This is a genomic window from Deltaproteobacteria bacterium, from assembly GCA_020848745.1.
Classification (GTDB): domain Bacteria; phylum Desulfobacterota; class Binatia; order UTPRO1; family UTPRO1; genus UTPRO1.
This window is the reverse complement of the sequence record JADLHM010000141.1, coordinates 97,093-116,727: the sequence shown is the minus strand read 5'-3', so window position 1 is coordinate 116,727 and position 19,635 is coordinate 97,093. Positions and strand designations below refer to the sequence as shown.

General features: G+C 71.1%; 17 protein-coding genes. 12 read left to right on the top strand and 5 right to left on the bottom strand.

Features of this window, described 5'->3' with window-relative positions:
• Positions 1 to 1,183: DNRLRE domain-containing protein (locus IT293_20425; protein ID MCC6767029.1), on the bottom strand; the 1,183-nt coding region annotated here is incomplete at its 3' end.
• Positions 1,184 to 1,465: 282 nt separating this feature from the next.
• On the opposite strand from IT293_20425, the gene IT293_20420 reads away from it, so the two are divergent.
• Both IT293_20420 and IT293_20415 read left to right on the top strand, forming a co-directional pair.
• Positions 1,466 to 2,326 (top strand): DUF3473 domain-containing protein, encoded by an 861-nt coding sequence (locus tag IT293_20420; GenBank protein ID MCC6767028.1) that lies wholly within the window; start codon positions 1,466 to 1,468, stop codon positions 2,324 to 2,326.
• Positions 2,326 to 3,477 carry a glycosyltransferase family 2 protein gene (locus IT293_20415; protein ID MCC6767027.1) on the top strand — a complete coding sequence of 384 codons (1,152 nt, stop codon included), beginning with the start codon at positions 2,326 to 2,328 and terminating at the stop codon, positions 3,475 to 3,477. The genes IT293_20420 and IT293_20415 overlap by 1 nt, the downstream gene beginning before the upstream one ends.
• Here IT293_20415 and IT293_20410 read toward each other — a convergent pair.
• Positions 3,392 to 5,869, bottom strand: coding sequence for a PAS domain S-box protein (locus IT293_20410; protein MCC6767026.1), 2,478 nt, complete (start codon positions 5,867 to 5,869; stop codon positions 3,392 to 3,394). The two genes, IT293_20415 and IT293_20410, sit on opposite strands and share 86 nt — an antisense overlap.
• A gap of 155 nt (positions 5,870 to 6,024) precedes the next feature.
• On the opposite strand from IT293_20410, the gene IT293_20405 reads away from it, so the two are divergent.
• From IT293_20405 to IT293_20395, 3 genes are all read left to right on the top strand, one after another.
• The gene (locus IT293_20405; GenBank protein ID MCC6767025.1) at positions 6,025 to 6,867 is read left to right on the top strand and encodes an enoyl-CoA hydratase; all 843 of its coding nucleotides are present in this window, start codon (positions 6,025 to 6,027) and stop codon (positions 6,865 to 6,867) included.
• A gap of 237 nt (positions 6,868 to 7,104) precedes the next feature.
• Positions 7,105 to 7,485, top strand: coding sequence for a hypothetical protein (locus IT293_20400; protein MCC6767024.1), 381 nt, complete (start codon positions 7,105 to 7,107; stop codon positions 7,483 to 7,485).
• A 7-nt stretch (positions 7,486 to 7,492) separates the two neighbouring features.
• Positions 7,493 to 8,902 (top strand): HAMP domain-containing histidine kinase, encoded by a 1,410-nt coding sequence (locus tag IT293_20395; protein ID MCC6767023.1) that lies wholly within the window; start codon positions 7,493 to 7,495, stop codon positions 8,900 to 8,902.
• A 9-nt stretch (positions 8,903 to 8,911) separates the two neighbouring features.
• Here IT293_20395 and IT293_20390 read toward each other — a convergent pair whose 3' ends face one another.
• Both IT293_20390 and IT293_20385 read right to left on the bottom strand, forming a co-directional pair.
• Positions 8,912 to 9,709 (bottom strand): hypothetical protein, encoded by a 798-nt coding sequence (locus IT293_20390; GenBank protein MCC6767022.1) that lies wholly within the window; start codon positions 9,707 to 9,709, stop codon positions 8,912 to 8,914.
• A gap of 67 nt (positions 9,710 to 9,776) precedes the next feature.
• Positions 9,777 to 11,759 (bottom strand): ATP-dependent helicase, encoded by a 1,983-nt coding sequence (locus IT293_20385; GenBank protein ID MCC6767021.1) that lies wholly within the window; start codon positions 11,757 to 11,759, stop codon positions 9,777 to 9,779.
• Positions 11,760 to 11,919: 160 nt separating this feature from the next.
• Between IT293_20385 and IT293_20380 the strand changes: the two genes are divergently transcribed.
• The 4 genes from IT293_20380 to IT293_20365 all read left to right on the top strand — a co-directional run bounded on the left by IT293_20380 (position 11,920) and on the right by IT293_20365 (position 14,673).
• Positions 11,920 to 12,153, top strand: a complete 234-nt coding sequence (locus IT293_20380) for a hypothetical protein (protein MCC6767020.1) — start codon at positions 11,920 to 11,922, stop codon at positions 12,151 to 12,153.
• A 76-nt stretch (positions 12,154 to 12,229) separates the two neighbouring features.
• On the top strand, positions 12,230 to 12,940 hold the full coding sequence (locus IT293_20375) for a DUF72 domain-containing protein (protein ID MCC6767019.1): 711 nt from the start codon (positions 12,230 to 12,232) through the stop codon (positions 12,938 to 12,940).
• Positions 12,940 to 13,266 carry a DUF3467 domain-containing protein gene (locus IT293_20370; protein MCC6767018.1) on the top strand — a complete coding sequence of 109 codons (327 nt, stop codon included), beginning with the start codon at positions 12,940 to 12,942 and terminating at the stop codon, positions 13,264 to 13,266. Before IT293_20375 ends, IT293_20370 begins: the two co-directional genes overlap by 1 nt.
• 21 nt (positions 13,267 to 13,287) lie before the next feature.
• Complete coding sequence (locus IT293_20365; GenBank protein ID MCC6767017.1) at positions 13,288 to 14,673, top strand: tetratricopeptide repeat protein; 1,386 nt, start codon at positions 13,288 to 13,290, stop codon at positions 14,671 to 14,673.
• 441 nt (positions 14,674 to 15,114) lie between these two features.
• On the opposite strand, the gene typA is transcribed toward IT293_20365, so the two are convergent.
• Positions 15,115 to 16,980 (bottom strand): translational GTPase TypA, encoded by a 1,866-nt coding sequence (gene typA / locus IT293_20360; protein ID MCC6767016.1) that lies wholly within the window; start codon positions 16,978 to 16,980, stop codon positions 15,115 to 15,117.
• Positions 16,981 to 17,084: 104 nt separating this feature from the next.
• Here typA and IT293_20355 point away from each other — a divergent pair, with 104 nt between their 5' ends.
• From IT293_20355 to IT293_20345, 3 genes are all read left to right on the top strand, one after another.
• Positions 17,085 to 17,309, top strand: a complete 225-nt coding sequence (locus IT293_20355) for a sulfurtransferase TusA family protein (GenBank protein MCC6767015.1) — start codon at positions 17,085 to 17,087, stop codon at positions 17,307 to 17,309.
• A gap of 75 nt (positions 17,310 to 17,384) precedes the next feature.
• Complete coding sequence (locus IT293_20350; GenBank protein MCC6767014.1) at positions 17,385 to 18,542, top strand: PAS domain S-box protein; 1,158 nt, start codon at positions 17,385 to 17,387, stop codon at positions 18,540 to 18,542.
• A complete protein-coding gene (locus IT293_20345; protein ID MCC6767013.1) occupies positions 18,539 to 19,630 on the top strand; it encodes a PAS domain S-box protein in 1,092 nt (363 codons plus the stop codon). The genes IT293_20350 and IT293_20345 overlap by 4 nt, the downstream gene beginning before the upstream one ends.
• Positions 19,631 to 19,635 lie beyond the last annotated feature (5 nt).

The following is a 19,635-nucleotide window of genomic DNA, read 5'->3' as shown; positions in this document are numbered from 1 at the left end:
CGCCGGCGCCGTCGCACGCGTCCGGAGCCGTGCAGAGCGTCCCGTCGTTGCAGGCGGCGCCGTTCGGCTTCACGGGATTCGAGCAGACGCCGGTGCCTGGGTTGCAGGTGCCGGCGTCGTGGCACTGCGAGAGCGGGGTGCAGACGACCGCGTCGCCGCCGCACACGCCGCCCGTACATTCGTCGGTGGTCGTACACGCCTCGCCGTCGTCGCACGCGCTGCCGTCGGGATCGGTACTCGTGATCTCGCAGCCGGTCACCGGATCGACGGTGGTGCTGTCGGGGTCGGCGTCGCAGTACCCGTCGGAGCACTGGCCGTTGCAGACGGCGTCGTTCTTGACGTTGGTGCACTCGAGAGTGCCGGGATCGCAGATGTCGGTCGTGCAGGTGAAGCCGTCGTTGCAGATGTTGGCGTTGACGCAGCCCGACGCGCAGTCGCAGATGTCGTCGGTACAAGGGTCGCCGTCGTCGCAGCTCACCGGCGTCACCACGCACGCGCCGGCGATGCACTGCTCGTTGGTCGTGCAGAAGTTGGCGTCGGCGCAGTCGGCGTTCGTCGAACAGGGTGGCGGCGTGAAGTCGACGGTGAGCTTCGGCCGCTTCACGAGCTGCGCCGGGTGGATGTCCTCGAGGGAGACGTAGTTCACCTGGTCGTTGCTCGCGGTCTCGTTCTGGTCCTTCACCAGCCAGCCGTGGTCGGCGGCGCAGAGGTTCACCGCCGCCTGCACGTCGGGTGTCACGGTGAACGCCTTGAAGCCCGTGCTCGTGCCGACGAACGCGGTCGCGGTCGGCGCGGCGACGAAGGCCGGCGCGTTGTTCCACTTCACCGCGCTCTGCAGCCACGTCGCCGTGATCCGGTGCAGCCCGTGCACGAGCGCCGGGTTGCTCGCGTTGTTGCCCGCGGAGATCTCGGCGACGGCGGAGTTGATCGTCGAACCCAACGGAATGCCGGCGAGGCTGAACTGCACGAGCCCGCGCCAGACCTGCGTGTTCGGCGGCGAGGCCTGGACGCGGATGCGCTGATTGGTGGGGTTCGCGCCCGCGATCCGATTCGGGAAGTTCTTGCGGATGAACGCGTCCTGGTTGGAGGGCTGCACGGTGATGGTCGTGGCGAACGCGGGCGCGGCGGCAAGGAGGCCGACGAACGCGAGGACGAACGGGGTCGAGCGGGCGGAAGCAAGCACGGGGGAAGTCTCCTTCTTGAGGACTGCGGCCGCATGTCGCCCGGGGACGGCACGCGGATCACGGCACCATGGGCGTCCGCCGCGAGGGCCGGTCGGGCGCCGGAACGGGACGGGTACGCGTGCTCTGTAGCACCGGTGGGGGCAGCCACGCACGAGAATCCGCGCGTCGCGCGTGCTCCGGAAGGTCGATTTCGTGCGCCAATCTGGAACACCACGCCGGCATCCAGCTCGCGGGTTGTTGCCGCGTCGAGCCTTCGGCTATGGTCGGGGATCCGATCGCCAATGACTCCGCACACTTCCGAGTCGCCGTTGAACGCCTTCTCCGTCGACGTCGAGGACTGGTACCAGGTCGCCGACTTCGATGCGGTCGTGCCGTTCGATACCTGGGATCGCTACGAGTCCCGTGTCCACCGGAACACCGAGAAGATCCTCGCCGTCCTCGACGAGTTCGGGGTCAAGGGCACCTTCTTCGTCCTCACCTGGAACGCCGAGCGCTGGCCAGGGATCGTCCGCCAGATCCACGCCGCCGGCCACGAGATCGCCTCGCACGGCTACGCCCACCGGATCGTCTACGAGCAAACCCGTGAGCAGTTCCGGGCCGACGTCGAGCGGGCCAAGAACACCCTGCAAGACATCACAGGCGAGGCCGTCCTCGGCTACCGCGCCCCGTCGTTCTCGTTCACGGCGAAGTCGCAGTGGGGCCCCGACGTGCTGCTCGACCTCGGCTACCGCTACGACTCGAGCGTCTTCCCGGTCAAGGACACGCTCTACGGCATGCCCGACGCCGAGCGCTTCCCGTACGTGATCCGCGAGAGGGACGGCCGCCGGCTCATCGAGTTCCCGATCACCACCACCGAGGTCCTCGGCCGCAACCTCCCGCTCGGCGGCGGCGGCTGGCTCCGTATCTTCCCGTATGCCTACATGAAATGGGGGATGCGGCGGGTCAATCACCGGGAGGGCCAGGGCACGGTCTTCTACATCCATCCATGGGAGGTCGATCCGGATCAACCGCGCATGAAGACGGCCGGCAGGCGCGGCTTCAGCAGCCACTACGTGAATCTCGGACGCACCGAAGCAAAGCTCCGTCGCCTGCTGCGGGATTTCCGCTTCGCGCCCATGCGCGACTGCCTGCACCTCGCCTGATGGAGATCCTCTTCTGGATCTGCGCCGGCGCGATGGCCTACGTGTACGTAGGCTATCCGCTGCTCCTCTTCCTGGTGTCGCGCGTCGTGCAGCGCCGCGTCGCCAAGGCGCCCATCACGCCGACCGTGACGATGGTGATCGCGGCGTACAACGAGGAGCAGGCGATCGCGAAGAAGCTCGAGAACTCGCTCGCGCTCGATTATCCCGCCGACCGTTTCGACATCCTGGTGGCGTCGGACGGATCGAACGACGGCACCAATCGCATCGTGGGGGAGTACGCGGTCCGGCATCCGGAGCGCGTCACGCTGCTCGACCTGCCGCGCGGCGGGAAGACCGTCGGCCAGAACCGCGCCGCCGAGGTCGCGCGCGGCGAGATCCTCGTCTTTTCCGACGCCACGACGATGTACGACCGCCAGGCCGTCCGGGCGATGGTCGCGAACTACGCCGACCCGCTCGTCGGCAGCGTCGGCGGCGACGTGCGCTACGTCCGCGACGGCGAGGAGGCGAGCGCCAAGGGCCGCCAGATGTACTGGAGCTACGAGGCGTCGATCCGGCGCTGGGAGAGCCGGATCTTCACCGTGATCGGCGCGACCGGCTGCATCTACTCGATGCGGAAGTGCCTCTACTCCCACCTCGACCCGGCCGCGATCAGCGACTTCGTCCAGCCGGCGCGCGCGCTCCTGAAGGGCTACCGCTCGGTCGTCGAGGACGACGCGACCTGCTGGGAGGTCGCCGAGTCGAAGCAGATGGGCGACGAGCTCAAGCGGCGGGCCCGCGTCGTGAACCGCGGCATCCGCGGAGTCGGCTTCATGCGCGAGGCGCTGAATCCGCTCCGACACCCCTTCCTGCTCTTCCAGCTGATCTCGCACCGCCTGCTGCGGTGGGGCATTCCGTTCCTGCTGATCCTGACGTTCGTCGCGAACGCGTTCCTGCTCGACCGCCGGTTCTACCAGCTGACCTTCGCGGCGCAGGTCGCCTTCTACGGCGCGGCCCTCGCGGGACTCGTCCTCGACCGCCTCGGGATCCGGCCGCGCGGCGCGTTCATCCCGCTCTACTTCTGTCTCGTCAATCTCGCGCCGCTGCTCGCGGTGTGGTCGCTCTTGAAGGGGGAGAAGAAGATCGTGTGGGAGACGAACCCGCACGCTCCCTGACCGGCGTCCCGCGGCGGGCATCGAGCGGGGAGCGGAGCGTGACCGTCGTGCCGGCGCCCGGCTCCGAGCGGACGTCGAGCCGACCGCCGAGCGCGAGCGCGCGCTCCTCCATGCTGGCGAGGCCGAGCGCCGCGGCCGGCTTCGCCGCGGGGTCGAAGCCGTGTCCGTCGTCCCGCACGCGCAGGACGAGCGTGCCGTCGACGGCCGCGAGGGCGATCACGATCGCGCGCGCGCCGGCGTGGCGAACGGCGTTGGTCAGCGCCTCCTGCGCGATGCGGTAGACGCTGACCTCGGTCTCCTCGTCGAGGCGCGGGATCGGCGTCTCGAGGTCGATGGTGACGGCGAGCCGCGGCGACGTCATGCCGTCGACCAGCGAGCGCAGGCTGCCGGCGAGTCCGACCTCGCGCAGCAGGAACGGCCGGAGCTCGCGCGCGAGGAGGCGGAGGTGCTCGACCACCTCGCCGACGTACCGCCCCACGCGGTCGAACTCGGCGCCCACCTCCGCCGGCATCGGACCGAGCCTCCGCCGCAGCGACTCGACGAGGATGCCGATGCCCACCAACTCCTGACAGACGTCGTCGTGGAGGTCGAAGCCGACCCGCTTGCGCTCTTCCTCGCGGATCGTCGCCTGACGGCGCGCGAGCAGCCGGAGCTTCTCCTCGCTGCGGCGGAGCTCGGCGACCGACGCGTGCAGCGCCTCCTCCGCCGCGCGGCGCTCGGTGACGTCGCGACCGACGGCCTGGGCCTCGAAGATCTGCCCCGAGGAGTCGACGACGCCGGCCTCCCAGCCGACCCAGCGCACGCCCGTCGCCATCAGGTTGCGGATCTCGACGTAGGCGCGGTGCGGCGGGCGGATCATGGTCGCGATCATCTCGGCGACCAGCGCATGGTCGTCGGGGTGCACGAGGTCGAGGAACGAGATCCCGAGCAGCGCCGCCGGCGGTCGATCGAACGCCGCCGCATAGGCTTCGTTGACGAAGGTGAAACGTCCGCGCTGATCGAGCCGTACGACGAGCTCGTGCTGCGACTCGACGAGGCCGCGATACCGCGCCTCGCTCTCGCGCAGCGCGGTCTCCGCGGCCTTGCGCTCGCTGATGTCCTGCACCTGCGCGAGCAGGTGCCGCGGCTCGCCGAGCGTGTCGCGCGTCAGCGAGCAGCCGAGCAGCCCCCACACGACGTGGCCGTCGCGGTGCCAGTAGCGCTTCTCCATCTCGAAGGCGCTGATCCGGCCGGAGAGCAGGCGCTCCGTCTGCTCGGTCGCCCGCGCGACGTCTTCGGGGTGCACGAGCGTGTCCATCCGCCGGCCGACCAACGCCTCGGGGACGTAGCCGAGCATGGTGGCGAACGAGCGGTTCACCTCGACCACCCGGCCGTCGAGATCGACCACCGCCATGCCGATCAACGCGTGGTCGAAGGAGCTGCGGAACCGCTCCTCGCTCGCCCGCAGCGCGGCGTCGGCGTCGTACCGTTCCTGGACGTCGCGGCTCACCCCGCGAAAGCCCACCGTCGCGCCGTCCTCGTCGTAGGCCGTCGACACCGCGGCCTCGACCCACCTCGGCCCGCGCGGCGTGACGCATTGGATCCGAATCGGCTCGTCCGGCGCCGTTCCCGACGCGAGCAGCGTCGCGAAGTCCGGGTTGGCGCCGTGCGCGGTCCAGAACTCGACCGCGCTCCGGCCGAGGACCGCCGCGGCGGGCAGCCCGACGAACGCGGCGAGCGCCTCGTTCACGTAGGTGAGGCGGCCGTCGCGGTCGCAGCTCCAGATCATGTCCGGAGCGCGCTCGGCGAGGTCCCGATAGGCGTCGCGCGAGGCCTGCAGCGCCGCCACCGCCGTCTCCTGCGCGCGGCGGCGCCGCGCCACCTGCCGCATGTCGCGCGCGGTGCCTTCGGCGATCGCGAGCGCGACGACCGCCCCGATCGCGACGGCGGCGCCGAGCTCCGGCCGCGGCACGAACGACGGGAAGCGCTCCAGCACGAGCGCGCTCGGGACGAGCGTGCCCGCGAGGAGCACCGACTCGGCGCGCCACCCCCACCCGAAGATCAAGGCCGCGACGAGGTAGAGCGTCAGCAACATGAACGCGACGATCTCGCCGTACCCGCCGACGGCGTGGACCATGGCGCCGGCATCGAGGCCGAGCCCGGTGCAGGTCGCGACCGTCACGGGCAGCAGCCAGGGCGTCGTGGGCCTCGTCGCCGTGATCCACCCGGCGATCGCGAGCATCCCCACGCCCGCGCCCGCCGCCGCGACGGCGCCCGACGTGAGCCGCCCTTCGAGCGCGAAGACGCCGAGCCACAAGAGCAGCATCCCCGCCCAGCCGACCGCGAACGGCCCGAAGCGGCGCGCGATACGCGCGCGCCGCTGACGCGCGAAGGAGGTTGCTTCGTCCCGCATGAACGACTCCCCGGGGAAGGGGGGCGGAATCTTAACGCAGTCGGCCTCCCGGGCGGAAGATCCGCAACGGAGCAATCCGCGGGGGGCGCCGTCGGCCCGACCCGACGTTGCCTGGGGGGATGGCGGGCGTTATGAGACCGCCCGGAGGGAGCGCCATGGGCTACGAGCAGATCCTCTACGACGTCCGCGACCGCATCGCGACGATCACCCTGAACCGTCCCGAGCGCCTGAACGCCTGGACGCCGCAGATGGGGCGCGAGCTCTACGCCGCCTTCACCGCCGCGGCGGCCGCCGAGGACGTCCGCGTCATCGTCGTGACCGGCGCGGGCCGCGGCTTCTGCTCCGGCGCGGACATGCAGAGCCTGCGGGCGATCCAGAGCGCGAGTCCGTCCGCCGCCGCCGGCGAGGCGGTGCCCGCCAAGCGCGACGCCGACGCGGCCGCGTCGATCGCGCCGATCCACCCGGCCCTCGACACGCCCTATGCGTATCCGCAGAGCATCCCGAAGCCCGTGCTCGCCGCCATCAACGGCCCAGTGGCGGGGCTCGGCTTCACCCACATGCTCTATTACGACGTCCGCATCGCGTCCGACCGGGCCCGCTTCACGACCGCCTTCGCGCGCCGGGGCCTCATCTGCGAGCACGGGAGCTCGTGGATGCTGCCGCGGCTCGTCGGACCGGCGCACGCGTGCGACCTGCTCTTCTCGGGACGGGTGATCGACGCCGCGGAGGCTGGGGCGATCGGGCTCGTGAACGCGGTGGTCCCGCACGACGAGCTCCTGCCCCGCGTCTACGAGCGCGCCGCGGAGCTCGCGACCCTGAGCTCGCCGCGCTCGATCGCGATCATGAAGCGGCTCGTCTACACGCACCAGTTCACCGATCTCGCGACCGCCTCGGCCGAGACCGATCGGGAGATGCTCGCGAGCTTCCCGAGCCAGGACTTCCGGGAGGGTGTCTCCTCCTTCCTCGAGAAGCGCCCGCCCCGCTTCGTCGGACGCTGAGCGCCGCGCCGCAGGTGCCCGGGCGCCTGCGGCGTCCTTTCGATGCCGGTTCGTCGCTGGAGTGTCACCCAATCGTACGGGGCGCGGCGCGTAAGCGAGCGGTAACGCTGGGATTCCACCCCCTTCCCCCATTACACCCCGGGAAGGAGCGCTCGGGAAATCAGCGCCTTGGCCGCACCGTCGCGATCACGACGAACGCCGCGCCGCGCTGGCGCTCAAATTGCAGAGCAGCTCGCCATGCACTTCGGCGAGAACGTCCGCGAGATCGTGTCGATGAGCTGTGGCGAGGACCTGCGCGCCGCCCGCTCGCGAACCCCCCTTCCCGGCATCGATTCGCCCGAGGTCCAACGGCGCCTCGCCGCCAACCTCGAGCGCTCCTTCGACATCACCTTGTCGCCCGAGGACGTGTCGCATCTGACGACCGTTCGCGCCGTCCTCCAGTGCGTGCGGCTGCGTCGCTGGGAACGCGAGGTCGCGCTGCAAGACGCCGCGCCCGCGGTCGCCGCCGCGACGACGAGCGGGCCGCTCCGCGAGCGCTTCGTCCGCTACACCGCGCCCGTGCCGCCGATGCCGCTGCCGATGCCGGCGTCGCCGTCGGTCGCGATCCGCAAGTCCTGACCCTCCCGTGCGTTCCCCATCGACGCCCGACGTCTGCGCCGAGCGCCCCGAAGCCGGCACGCGCTTCGCGGCCGAGGTGCGCGCCCTCCTGCTCGCGCGGCTGCAGGTGATCTGCCGCCTGGCGCTCGTCCTCATCCCGGCGTTCTTCGTGCTCGACCTCCTGCTGCACCCGCAGGTGGCGCGCCAGCTCTTGCTGATCCGCGCCCTCATGGTGAGCTGCTGCGGCGCCGGGCTCCTCCTGCTGCGCACCGAGCTCGGCCGGACGTGGGTCGCGCCGCTCAGCCTCTTCCTGGTGTGGCAAACGGGCTTCGGCATCGCCCTCATGACCGGGCTCCACGGAGGCGGATCGAGCGGCTACTACGCCGGCATCAACCTCGTCATGCTGACGGCGGCGGTCCTGCTGCCGTGGGAGATGCGCTGGTCGCTCGCCGCGGCCGTGGCGCTGATCGGAAGCTACGTCGCGGTCTGCGTCCTCTGGGGCGGCATCCAGGAGCCGGCGATCTTCGTCCAGAACCTCTTCTTTCTCGGATCGACCGGGCTCATCATGGTGATGAGCCACCAGGCCCGGGAGCGCGCCCATCGCCGCGAACTCCTGCAGCGCCTCGCGCTCGAGGACGCCGGGCGCCATCGCGACGAGTTCCTCGCCAACATCACGCACGAGCTGCGCACGCCGCTCGCCGCGATCCTCGGCTTCACCGAGATGCTGGTCGACTATCTGGACGGCGCCACCCCCGAGCAGCGCGCCTGGCTCGGACGCATCCACGAGAACGCGCTCACCCTGTACCGGCTGATCGTGCAGCTGCTCGATTTCTCCAAGGTCGAGGCGGGCGCGCTCGCGCTCGCGCGCGAGCCGATCGACCTGCCGTCGATCGTCGCCAAGGTCGCGGGCGACATGCGCGCGATCGCCGGGGAGGACGGTGCCGTCGTCGAGACCGTCGTGCCGTCCGACGTACCGACGGTGCACGCCGATGCCGCACGCGTCGAGGAGATCGTGTCGAACCTCGCGGCGAACGCGCTCAAGTTCTCGAGCGGACGCCCCGTGCAGCTCGTCCTCCGCCGCGACGCGCTGCACGCGATGCCGTGGCAGCGCGTGGTGCCCGATCCGGGCCCCGACGCGCGCGGGCGGGAGTACCTCCACGTCGAGGTACGGGACGCCGGCGCCGGTATCCGGGCCGAGGACCTGCGGCGGATCTTCGTGGCGTTCCTGCAGCTCGACGGTTCGTCGACGCGGCGCCACGAGGGCACGGGCCTCGGCCTCGCGATCAGCGCCCGGCTCGCGGCAGCCATGGGCGGACACATCGCGGTCCGCAGCACGCCGGGCGTCGGATCGACGTTCGCGCTGCTGCTCGCGGTCGACGAGCCGGGCTCGATCCTCCTCGACGACGATCCGCGCGAGCCCGCGAGCCTGAGCGCCTGACGAGGGCGTTCAGCGGCGGCCGAGGCGCGCGGTGGCCGTCGCCGGCGTCGCCGCCGTCATGACGACCTCGAGCCCGTTCGAGAGCGCGCCCGCGAAGCCCACGAACGCGGGCTCGTCCGCGCGCGTGAACCAGAAATAGTACGTGGGGATGATGCGCGCGAAGAGCACGTTCTTCACCGGACCGAGATCGGCCCGCACCCGGAGCTTCGTGGCGAGCGCGACCGGCGTCCCGAGCGGGTGCTCTTCCTCGTCGACGGCATCCGCGCGGAGCGTCACCACGACCGGATCCGGCCGGAACACGAGCGCCGCGAAGCGCGCCGCGGCCGGCGTCCGCTCGGGCACGCCCGCGAGCACGACCGCGAGCATCGGCCCGATGTAGGTGTCCGGGGCGAGCGTCATGGTGCGCTCGGCGTGGACGCCGTCCACGAGCCACGCCACCTTCCCGGTCGTGAAGTCGACGTGCTGCTCCTGCACGATGCGGCCGTCGCGCCGCGCCGTCTTGTCGAAGCGACGCGCGCGGAAACCCGCGGCGAGATCCATCTCGCCGTGCTCTTCCCACGCTTCCCCGCTCGTGAAGCGGGTCGCCACCTCGAAGACGAGGCGATCGTCGGCGAGCGAGGCCCGGAAGCGCTGCTCGCCGACGACGGCGCCCACCGCCGAACGGAGCGCGTGCGTCTCCTCCTTCGGCGTCCGCAGAGCGTGGATCGCCGCGGGCACGGGCAGCACGTCGGCGGCCGCGCGCGGAACGCACGGCCCCCCCGTCAGCACCACCGCCGCCACCATGATCCCCAGGATGCGTCGACCCACTTCGTCCTCCCGATGACCCGCCGAGCCTACCATCGCCCGCGGACGCCTCGCCACCCGGGGCAACCCCTCACGGACCCTCCTCGATCAGGGCGATCGGCTCCAGGATCGACTCGTCGACGTCGGCGACGAAGCGCGACGGCTTGCCGAGCACGACGCCGACGCCGCGGTCCCAGATCTCGATCGGATAGGTCAGGTACAGGAGGTCCTTGGCGCGGGTCAGCGCGACGTACATGAGCCGCCGCTCCTCCTCGAGGTCGGCGTCGTCGCGCACGGTGTACATCGACGGGAAGCGGCCGTCGGCGGCCCACAGCACGAACACCGTGTGCCACTCGAGGCCCTTGGCGGAGTGGATCGTCGAAAGCGTCACCATGCCCTCGTCTTCGCCGTCGGCGGCGAGGACGCCGCCGACGCTGTCGGTCGGCGGCTCCAGGGCCATGTCGGCGAGCAGCTGCCCCGTCGCGCGGTAGCGCAGCGCGATCGTCGCGAAGTGCTCGAGATCGCGCTCGCGCTTCGGGTAATCGTCGCGGTAGACGCGGCGGAGCACCGGCTCGTAGTAGGCGAGGACGCGGCTCACCTGCTCGCCCGGATTCGGCGTACGCGCCACCTCGCCGAGAAGGCTCGCGAGACGTTCGAGCTCCGCGGCCGATGCCCCCCGCAGCCGGACCTCCGCGCGGCGCTCCCACGGCGTCGAGCCCGCGAGCGCCGCGAGGATCTCGCCCGCCTTCTTGGGACCGATCCCGTCGAGCAGGAGCAAGATCCGGTTCCACGACACCGCGTCGGACGGATTTGCCACCACCCGCAGGTGCGCCAGCACGTCCTTCACGTGCGCCGTCTCGATGAAACGGAAGCCGCCGCGCTTCACGAACGGGATGTCGCGGCGTCCGAGCTCGAGCTCGAGATCGAACGAGTGGAAGCTCGATCGGAACAGCACCGCGATGTCCTGAAGCGGTACGCCTTCCTCACGGAGCTCGAGAATCCGCTGCGCGACGAAGCGCGACTGCTCGGGCTCCGTGAGCGCCTGGACGAGGCCGGGCGTCTCGCCGGATGATGGACGCTCCGAGAAGAGATTCTTCGTATAGCGGTGCGGCGCGCGGTTGATGACCTCGTTCGCGAGATCGAGGATCGACGGCGTCGAGCGATAGTTCTGATCGAGCGTGACGACGCGCGTTCCGGGGAAGAGCGTCGGGAAGCCGAGGATGTTCCGGAAGTCGGCGCCGCGGAACGCGTAGATCGACTGCGCATCGTCGCCGACCACCATCACGTTGCCGTGCGGGGCGGCGAGGAGGCGGACGATGTCCGCCTGCAGGGCGTTCGTGTCCTGGTACTCGTCGACCATGAGGTAGCGGTATTGGCGCCCGAGCCGCGCGGCGAGCGCGGTGCGTTCGAGAAGCGCGTTCCGGAGGCGCACCAGCAGATCGTCGTAGTCGAGGAGCTGCTTCGCCTCCTTGAACTCGGTGTAGCGCGCGTAGACGCGCAGGAGATCGGGCAGATCCTCGACGAGGTGCGGATACGCGGCCTCGACGAGGTCGGCGACGGTCGTCCCCTTGTTGACCGCCATGCTGAAGATCTCGCCGAGCGTTTGCTTGCGCGGGAAGCGCCGCTCCTTGCGGTCGAGCGCGAGCTCGCCGCGGACGAGCCCGATCACGTCCTCGCTGTCGCCGCGGTCCAGGATGCTGAAGCTCGCCGTCAGGCCGACGTCGGACGCGTAGCGGCGCAGCGCCTGGTGCGCGAACGAGTGGAACGTCCCGCCCGCGACCTGGGCGCAGCTGCCGCCGACGAGCCCGCTCGCCCGCCGCAGCATCTCCTCCGCCGCCTTGCGGGTGAACGTGAGGAGAAGAATCTGCCCCGGCGGCACGCCGCTCTCGACGAGCCGCGCCACGCGGTAGACGAGCGTCCGTGTCTTTCCGCTTCCGGCTCCGGCGACGACGAGCACCGGCCCGTCGAGCGTGGTCACCGCCTCGAGCTGGCGGGGATTGAGCTCGTCGGCGTACGGGATGCGGAACTGCGTGGCCACGGCGCGCGGCTCGCCGCGCAGCGTGTAGCGCCTCATCGCCGAATCGAGGGTGCGCCCTCCGGGGCACCGCCCGGCGGATCCGCTCGCTCGAAAGAGCCTTCCATGTGGAGGCTCTAAAGGCACTTCGACGGGATGGCAACTCGCGGCGGCCCGGGGCGCGATTGACGCGGCCGCGCGACGCCGTCACGCTCGCACGATGCCGCCCGAGCCGCCGCCGTTCGGCGCCCGCCGACGCCCGCGCCGCCCGCGCGCCGCCCGCGCCGCGCTCGCCGTGCTGCTTGCCTGCGCGCTTGCGGGCTGCCTCTCGGCCACGCCGCCGAAGACACCGAACCAGCGCGAGGCCGAGCGGCGGGCGCCGCGCATCGTCGTACCGCCGCCGGTCGGCGAGCGCACGCCGCGTCCCGCGGCCGACGCGCCGCGACTACCTTGAACCGGTCGCGACGACCCGACAATAATGCCGAGCGTCGAAAGCCACCGCGCGTGACGACACGACACGGAAGGGAAGCATGGCGGACTACTGGGTCGGGACCTCGGGGTACAACTACCAGGAATGGAAAGGGATCTTCTATCCCGAGGACATCTCCGACAAGCAGATGCTCGCCTTCTACGGGCAGCGCTTCTCGAGCGTCGAGATCAACTACACGTTCTACCGGATGCCGACGAACCGCATCCTCGCGAACTGGGCGGCCGAGGTTCCCGAGCGCTTCCGCTTCACGCTGAAGGCGCCGCGCCGGATCACCCACGACCAGCGGCTGCGCAGCGTCGAGGACACGCTGGCCTCCTTCTGCGCGGTCGCGAAGACGCTCGGACCGAGGCTGGGCGCGCTCCTCTTCCAGCTGCCGCCCTTCATGAAGAAGGACGTGGAGCTGCTCGAGGTGTTCCTGCACGAGCTGCCGTCCGGCCTGCGCCCGGCGGTCGAGTTCCGCCACCCGTCGTGGCTCGCCGACGACACCTACGCGGTGTTGAAGCGCTTCGGCGTCGCGCTCTGCATCGCCGACGGGGAGGAGCGCACGACGCCGCTCGAGGTAACCGCCCCCTTCGGGTACTTCCGCCTGCGGCGCGCGGACTACGACGAGGCGGCGCTCGCCGACTGGGCTACGCGCGTGGTCGGGGCGGGCTGGAGCGAGGCGTACGTCTATTTCAAGCACGAGGAGCAGGGCACGGGGCCGGCGTACGCGCAACGGTTCACGGGCCTGCTCGAGCGAGGAGCCGTCTGATGGCCGACGACGAGAAGAGCGGGAGCCCCGCGCACCACTATCACCACCATCAAATGGCGGTGCAGGCCGATCCGGCGACGAGCCTCGGCGTGTACGCGAACCTGATGATGGTGAGCCACCGCAAGGAGGAGTTCATCCTCGACTTCCTCTTCGTGCCGCCGCAGCAAGCCGGGGCGAGCCAGACCGCCGCGCTGCGCTCGCGCGTGATCACCACGCCGGAGCACGCGAGGCGCATCGTGCGCGCGCTGCAAGAGAACGTCCAGCGCTACGAGGCGTCGTTCGGCGCGATCTCGGAAGCGACGGACCTTCCGCGCAACGTGCACTGAGCCGCGTCGCGCTCTTCCCCGATGCGTCGTCGACTGGCGTGGCTCGTCCCGGTGATCGCAGCGGGCGTCGCGCTCCGCTGGGTCGGCGGCCGCGCGCCCGCGCCGGCACCGCCGGCGCCCGTCGCGGCGCCGCTCCCCGCCGACGACGACACGGAGCCCGCCTCCGCGGAGGTGGTCGCCGCGGACGAGGAGGACGGCGACGACGATCCGCGTGTCGCGGCCGCGGAGCCCGCGGAGGACGAGGCCGAGCAGCGCAATCGCGCCGCGGTCGCGCGCGCCGACGCCGGCGATCTCGACCAGGCGACCGCGCTCCTGCGCGACGCCCGGCGCCTCGCGCCGGAGAACGAGCTCTACCGCACGAACCTGCAGGCCGTCCTCATGAACGCCGCCTTCACGAAGCTCCGCGACGAACGTTTCCGCGAGGCGATCCCCCGCTTCACGGAGGCGCTCGCGCTCGGCGACCGCGGCGAGATCCGTCGCGGTCTCGGGTACGCCTACTACCGCACCAACGAGCCCGAGCAGGCGCGCGCCAACCTCGAGCGCGCCGTCACCCAGGGCGCCGCCGACGCCGAGACGTACCTCACGCTCGGGCGCATCCACCTCGATCGCCACGACCAGGCGAACGCCCTCGCGATGCTGAGGGAGGCCGTGGCCGCCGGCGCCGACTCACCGGGGCTCGCCGACACGGTCGCGCGCCTCGAACGCGACGCCGCGGCCGAAGCCGACTATCATTCGCTCGGCAGTTCGCACTTCGTCATCAAGATCGAGGGCCGCGAGGACAGCGAAGCGGCGCGCACGGTACTGAACGCGCTCGAGGACGCGTATCGCCGGGTCGGCGCCCGCTTCGCCTACTACCCGCTCGAACGCCTCGAGGTCGTCCTCTACCCCGACGAAACCTTCCGCGAAGTCACCGGCTCGCCGCACTGGAGCGGCGGCATCTACGACGGCCGCATCAAGATGCCGATCGGCGGACTCGCGCGCGGCAACGAGCGGCTCGCGCGCACCGTCCGTCACGAGTACGCCCATGCCGCGATCGTCACGCTCTCGAAGGGCAAGGCGCCGGTGTGGCTGAACGAGGGCCTGGCCCAGGTGGCCGAGGAGACCGACGACGCGGGCCGCACCAACCGGCTCCGGATGGCGGTCGCCGACGGCAACCTCCTCGCCCTCGGCGACCTCGAGAACGGCTTCACCCGCTTCGATCGCGACCAGGCGAGCCTCGCGTACTCGCAGGCGTACTTCGCCGCGAAGTACCTCCTCGATCACAAGGGCGCCTACAACGTCCGCCGCCTCCTCGAAGCCATGGCGACCGCCGACGGCAGCGACGCCGCCTTCAAGCAGGCGCTCGGCATGACGTACCTCGACTTCGAGCGCCACCTGCGCGCCGCGCTCGAGCGCGCGGTCGGGTAGCGACGGTCACGCAACGTGCACGTAGGTGCCGATTCGGCGAAGCAACCGCCGCTGCCATGGGCCGGGTCGGGGATCGCTTCTACGGTCGCGCGGCACGTGGTCCCCAGCGCCTAAAGCCCGACCCAGCTTCTCCGACTTGCGCACACGCGAGCTGGCGCTCCCCGAAGCGATCCCCGACCCGCCCCAACGCGGTCCGCGTCGCACGCCGGATCTGCCCTCGTGCGTCCAGCGCCATGCCGAAGCGCGATGCGCAGCGAGCCTCGTTCCGCGGGCGTGGGGAGTCGGTGAGGAGCGAGCACGGCTCGCGTCGTGCGCAAGTCGGAGAGGCTGCGGCGGGTTTGAGGCGCTGGGGATTCCCGACCGAGCGACGAGGCGAGCTCCGCATGCCCGCGGGGCAGCGGCCCCTCGGCGCATCGCGCTCGGTGCGGGGCGGGACGCGGATCACTCCTTGGGACGCGTGCCCTTCTTGAGCACCTTCTTGCGCAACCGCACGTTCCCGGGCGTCACCTCGACGAGCTCGTCCTCGGCGACCCACTCGAGCGCGGCGTCGAGGCCCATCTCCCGCGGCGGCGTGATGATCGTCGCCTCGTCGTGGCCGGTCGCGCGCATGTTGGTGAGCTTCTTCTCCTTCGTGAGGTTCACGTCGAGGTCGTTGTCGCGCGAGTATTCCCCGACGACCATGCCCTCGTAGACCGGCGTACCGGGCTTCACGAAGATGGTGCCGCGCTCCTGGAGGTGGAAGATGGCATACGGAGTGGCGGCGCCCTCGCGGTCGGCGACGAGGGCGCCGTTGGTCCGCCCGCGGATCGGCCCCGCCCACGGCGCGTAGCCGGCGAAGAGCACGTTGGCGATGCCGGTGCCGCGTGTGGAGGTCAGGAAATACGAGCGGAAGCCGATGAGCCCGCGCGACGGCACGCTGAACTCGAGCCGGACCCGTCCCGAGTCATGGTGCTCCATGCCGGTCATGACGCCCTTGCGGGCGGCGAGGAGCTGCGAGACGATGCCGATGTAGTCCTCCGGAACGTCGACGAAGAGCGTCTCCATCGGCTCCAGCACCTGTCCGTTCTCCGCGCGGGTGATGATGGTCGGCTTCGAGACCTGCAGCTCGTAGCCCTCGCGGCGCATGGTCTCGATCAACACCGCGAGCTGGAGCTCGCCACGCCCGGCGACCCGCAGCGTATCGGGCGAGTCGGTTTCCTCGATGCGGAGGCTCACGTTCTTGCGCGCCTCGGCGAAGAGGCGCTCGCGGATCTTCCGCGAGGTGACGTGCTGGCCTTCGCGGCCGCCCCACGGTGAGGTGTTGACGCCGAACATCATGGCGATCGTCGGCTCCTCGACCCGGATCGGCGGGAGAGGAACCGGATGCTCCTTGTCGGCGATGGTGTCGCCGATGCCGATCTCCTCGATGCCACCGATCGCGAGGATGTCGCCGGCGCGCGCGCTCGGAACTTCCTTGCGATGCAAGCCGTGCCACGCGTAGAGCTGCGTGATCTTGCAGGACACTTGGCGACCGTCGGCGCGGCAGAGGGTGTACTGGCCGCCGGCCGCGAGCTCGCCGGAAACGAGGCGCCCGATGACGAGCCGGCCGACGTAGTCGTTGTAGTCGAGGTTGTTGACCTGGAACTGCGTCGTCGCGGCCGGGTCGAAGGCGGGGCCGGGAAGACGCTCGACGATGGTGTCGAAGAGCACCTTCAGGTTCTCTTCCTTGCCGTCGGGGGCCGTGTGGGCGCGGCCGGCGCGCGCGTTGGTGTAGACGACCGGGAACTCGAGCTGGGCCTCGTCGGCGCCGAGGTCGATGAAGAGATCGTAGACCTCGTCGAGTACCTCGGCGATGCGGGCGTCGGCGCGGTCGATCTTGTTGATGCAGAGCACCGCCGCGAGGCCGCGCTCGAGCGCCTTCTTGAGCACGAAGCGCGTCTGGGGCAGCGGCCCTTCGGAGGCATCGACGACGAGCAGGATGCCGTCGACCATGAGGAGCGTCCGCTCGACCTCGCCGCCGAAGTCGGCGTGGCCGGGGGTGTCGACGATGTTGATGGTCGTGCCCTGGTAGCTCACGGCCGTGTTCTTGGCGAGGATCGTGATGCCGCGCTCGCGTTCGAGGTCGTTCGAGTCCATGACGCGCTCGGCGACGACCTCGTTGGCGCGGAAGATGCCGCTCTGGTGCAGCATGGCGTCGACCAGCGTGGTCTTGCCGTGGTCGACGTGGGCGACGATCGCGATGTTGCGAACGTCGGGACGGATCTCGAGATTCCGCGCGGCGGCCGGCCGGTCCGCCCGCTGCTCCGCATCGATGCCGCTCTGTGTCATCGACGGGTTATCCCGGCCGACCGCTGACCTGTCAAGCGCGCGGGGCCGCCGCGGCAAGCCGTGCGGTCGCGGCATCCTCTCGACTTTGCTAGGGAAGAATCGTGATGACGGTGCCGCGTCGACTCGATCTGAGCGGAGTTCCCTGCCCGCTCTCGTGGGCGAAGACGAAGGTGGTCCTCGCCGACCTGGCGCCCGGAGACCTGCTCGAGCTCGTCCTCGACGACCCGCGCGGCGCCCGGGACCTACCGCGCGCCGCGGAAGCGGAGGGCCACCACGTCGTCTCCGAGGAGGCCGGGGCGGCACGCTGGGTGATCGTGCTCGAGAAATAGCCAGCGCCGACGCGCCGTCCGGGCTCCGTCCGGCCCGCCTTGACCCTCGGAAACGGACGGCAGTAGCGTCCGCTCGTGGCGACGCGCCTCCTTCGTCCGCTTCCCGAGCCGACCCCGAACCCGGCCCTCGATCTCGCCGTGTTCCGCCAGATGGCGGACATGTCGAACGAAGGGTTCTACCTCTGCGACGCGCGCGGCCGCTTCCTCTACGTGAACGATCGCAGCTCGGGGTGGAGCGGCTACACCCGCGAGGAGCTCCTCGGCCTCACGATCTCCGACGTCAACCCGGACTTTCCGCCCGACCGGCTCGCGGCGCTCGTGCGGAACCTCCGTCACGGTCCCGTCCCGCCGTTCGAGACGATCAGCCGCCACAAGGACGGCACGATCGTGCCGGTCGAGGTCAGCGTCGCGCGCCTCGAGATCGACGGGGCGAGCTTCATGTTCGGCGTCGTGCAGGACATCAGTCAGCGGAAACAGCTCGAGGCGACACGCAAGACCTTCACGCAGCGCATGCTGCGGACGCTCGAAGCCGAGCGCCAGCGGGTCGCGCGCGAGCTGCACGACGACGTCGGCCAGGCGATCGCGACGGTCGGCGTACTGCTGCACGCGCTCGAACAGACGCCGGACTCGATCGCCCCCGTCGTCCGTCCGGCGCTCGCCGAGACGCACGCGAGCATCCGGCAGATCACCGAGTCGGTGGCGCGGATGGTGCGCGACTATCATCCCTCGGAGCTGCTCGAGGTCGGCTTCGAGGGCACGCTGCGCTCGCACGTCGTACAGTTCACCCAACGCCACCGGCTCGCGCTCGAGCTCGCGACGACGTCGACCACCGGCCTCCTCGACCACGAGCGGGAGCTGCACCTCTATCGCATCGCGCAGGAGGCGCTCCTCAACGTCGCCCGCCACGCGCGCGCGCGTCGGGTGATCGTGCGTCTCCGTACGCGACTCGGGCAGCTCGTCCTTTCGATCCGCGACGACGGCGTCGGGTTCTCGGCCGACGCGGCGGCCGGTGCGGGGCTCGGTCTCGTCACGATGCGCGAGCGCGCCGAGCTGATGCACGCGACGCTCGCCGTCCGGTCCGCAGCGCGCCGGGGGACCGAGGTCCGCGTCGAGCTGCGGGTCGACGCCACCCGCCCGCTGCCGCTCGCCGCACGCGCGCCGTCGACGGCGGCGCCGACGCCGGCGCGCAGCCCACGCCGCGTCCCGCGCGCCGCCAAGGCCCGGAGCCGATGAGCCGACCGGCCGCCCCGCTCTCGGGCCTCTCCGCGCCGCTCGATCTCGAGGTCTTCCGTCGCATGGCCGACATGTCGAACGAGGCGTTCTTCCTCACCGACGCCGCCGCCCACCTGCGCTACGTGAACGAGCGCGCGCTCACGTTGACCGGTTATGCGCGCGAACAGCTCCTCGGCATGACCCTCTTCGACCTCGAGCCCGAGTTTCCGCGGGTCCGCTTGTTCGACATGCTGGAAGCCGCGGTGCGGGGCCCGATCCCGCCGTTCGAGGCGCGCACGCTCCGGCGCGACGGCGTCTACGTCCCGACCGACGTGAGCCTGGCGCGGATCGACTTCGGCGGCGCCGCCTACCTCTTCGGCGTCGTCCGCGACGTCAGCGAGCGGAAGCAGGCCGAGGCGGAGCAACGGAGCTTCGCGCGGCGGATGCTGGAGAACCTCGAGGCCGAGCGCCAGCGCGTGGCCCGCGAGCTGCACGACGACGTCGGTCAGGCGGTGGCGACCGTCGGCGTGCTCCTCCACGCCCTCGCCCAGACGCCCGGCGCCGTTGCGGAGGCGATGCGCCCGGCGCTCTCGACGACGCTCACGACCATCGGCGGCATGACCGAGTCGGTGGCCCGGCTCTGCCGCGAGTACCACCCCGCCGAGCTGCTCGGGCTCGGCCTCGAGGACGGCCTGCGGGCGTACGTACGCGAGTTCGCGCGCCGCCACGGCCTCGCTTCCCGCATCTCGACGCCGCCGCTCGCCGAGCCGCTCGACGACGAGCACGAGCTCCACCTCTATCGCATCGCGCAGGAGGCGCTCGCCAACGTCGCGCGCCACGCGCGGGCGCGCGAGGTCGTGGTCCGGCTCGCGCGCCGCGGCCAGCGCTTGCTTCTCACCGTCCACGACGACGGAGTCGGCTTCTCCCCGGCGGGGGCGGAGAGCGAGTCGCGGGGCCTCGGGCTCGCGACGATGCGCGAGCGAGCCGAGATCATGGGCGCCGTCTTCACCATCCGGAGCCGTCCTCGGGGCGGCACCGAAGTCCGCGTCGTGCTGCCGATCGGCGCACCGCGCGGCGCTGGCGCGGACGCGCGCGCGGCCGCGACTTGACGCTG

Bases quoted from the DNA above. Each gene is read 5' to 3' on its own strand.
- IT293_20375 (MCC6767019.1), top strand. From the start codon at position 12,230: ATGGCGGACTACTGGGTCGGGACCTCGGGGTACAACTACCAGGAATGG.
- IT293_20370 (MCC6767018.1), top strand. From the start codon at position 12,940: ATGGCCGACGACGAGAAGAGCGGGAGCCCCGCGCACCACTATCACCAC.
- IT293_20400 (MCC6767024.1), top strand. From the start codon at position 7,105: ATGCACTTCGGCGAGAACGTCCGCGAGATCGTGTCGATGAGCTGTGGC.
- IT293_20385 (MCC6767021.1), bottom strand. From the start codon at position 11,759: ATGAGGCGCTACACGCTGCGCGGCGAGCCGCGCGCCGTGGCCACGCAG.
- IT293_20415 (MCC6767027.1), top strand. From the start codon at position 2,326: ATGGAGATCCTCTTCTGGATCTGCGCCGGCGCGATGGCCTACGTGTAC.
- IT293_20345 (MCC6767013.1), top strand. From the start codon at position 18,539: ATGAGCCGACCGGCCGCCCCGCTCTCGGGCCTCTCCGCGCCGCTCGAT.
- IT293_20365 (MCC6767017.1), top strand. From the start codon at position 13,288: ATGCGTCGTCGACTGGCGTGGCTCGTCCCGGTGATCGCAGCGGGCGTC.
- IT293_20420 (MCC6767028.1), top strand. From the start codon at position 1,466: ATGACTCCGCACACTTCCGAGTCGCCGTTGAACGCCTTCTCCGTCGAC.
- typA (MCC6767016.1), bottom strand. From the start codon at position 16,980: ATGACACAGAGCGGCATCGATGCGGAGCAGCGGGCGGACCGGCCGGCC.
- IT293_20355 (MCC6767015.1), top strand. From the start codon at position 17,085: ATGACGGTGCCGCGTCGACTCGATCTGAGCGGAGTTCCCTGCCCGCTC.
- IT293_20380 (MCC6767020.1), top strand. From the start codon at position 11,920: ATGCCGCCCGAGCCGCCGCCGTTCGGCGCCCGCCGACGCCCGCGCCGC.
- IT293_20410 (MCC6767026.1), bottom strand. From the start codon at position 5,869: ATGCGGGACGAAGCAACCTCCTTCGCGCGTCAGCGGCGCGCGCGTATC.
- IT293_20405 (MCC6767025.1), top strand. From the start codon at position 6,025: ATGGGCTACGAGCAGATCCTCTACGACGTCCGCGACCGCATCGCGACG.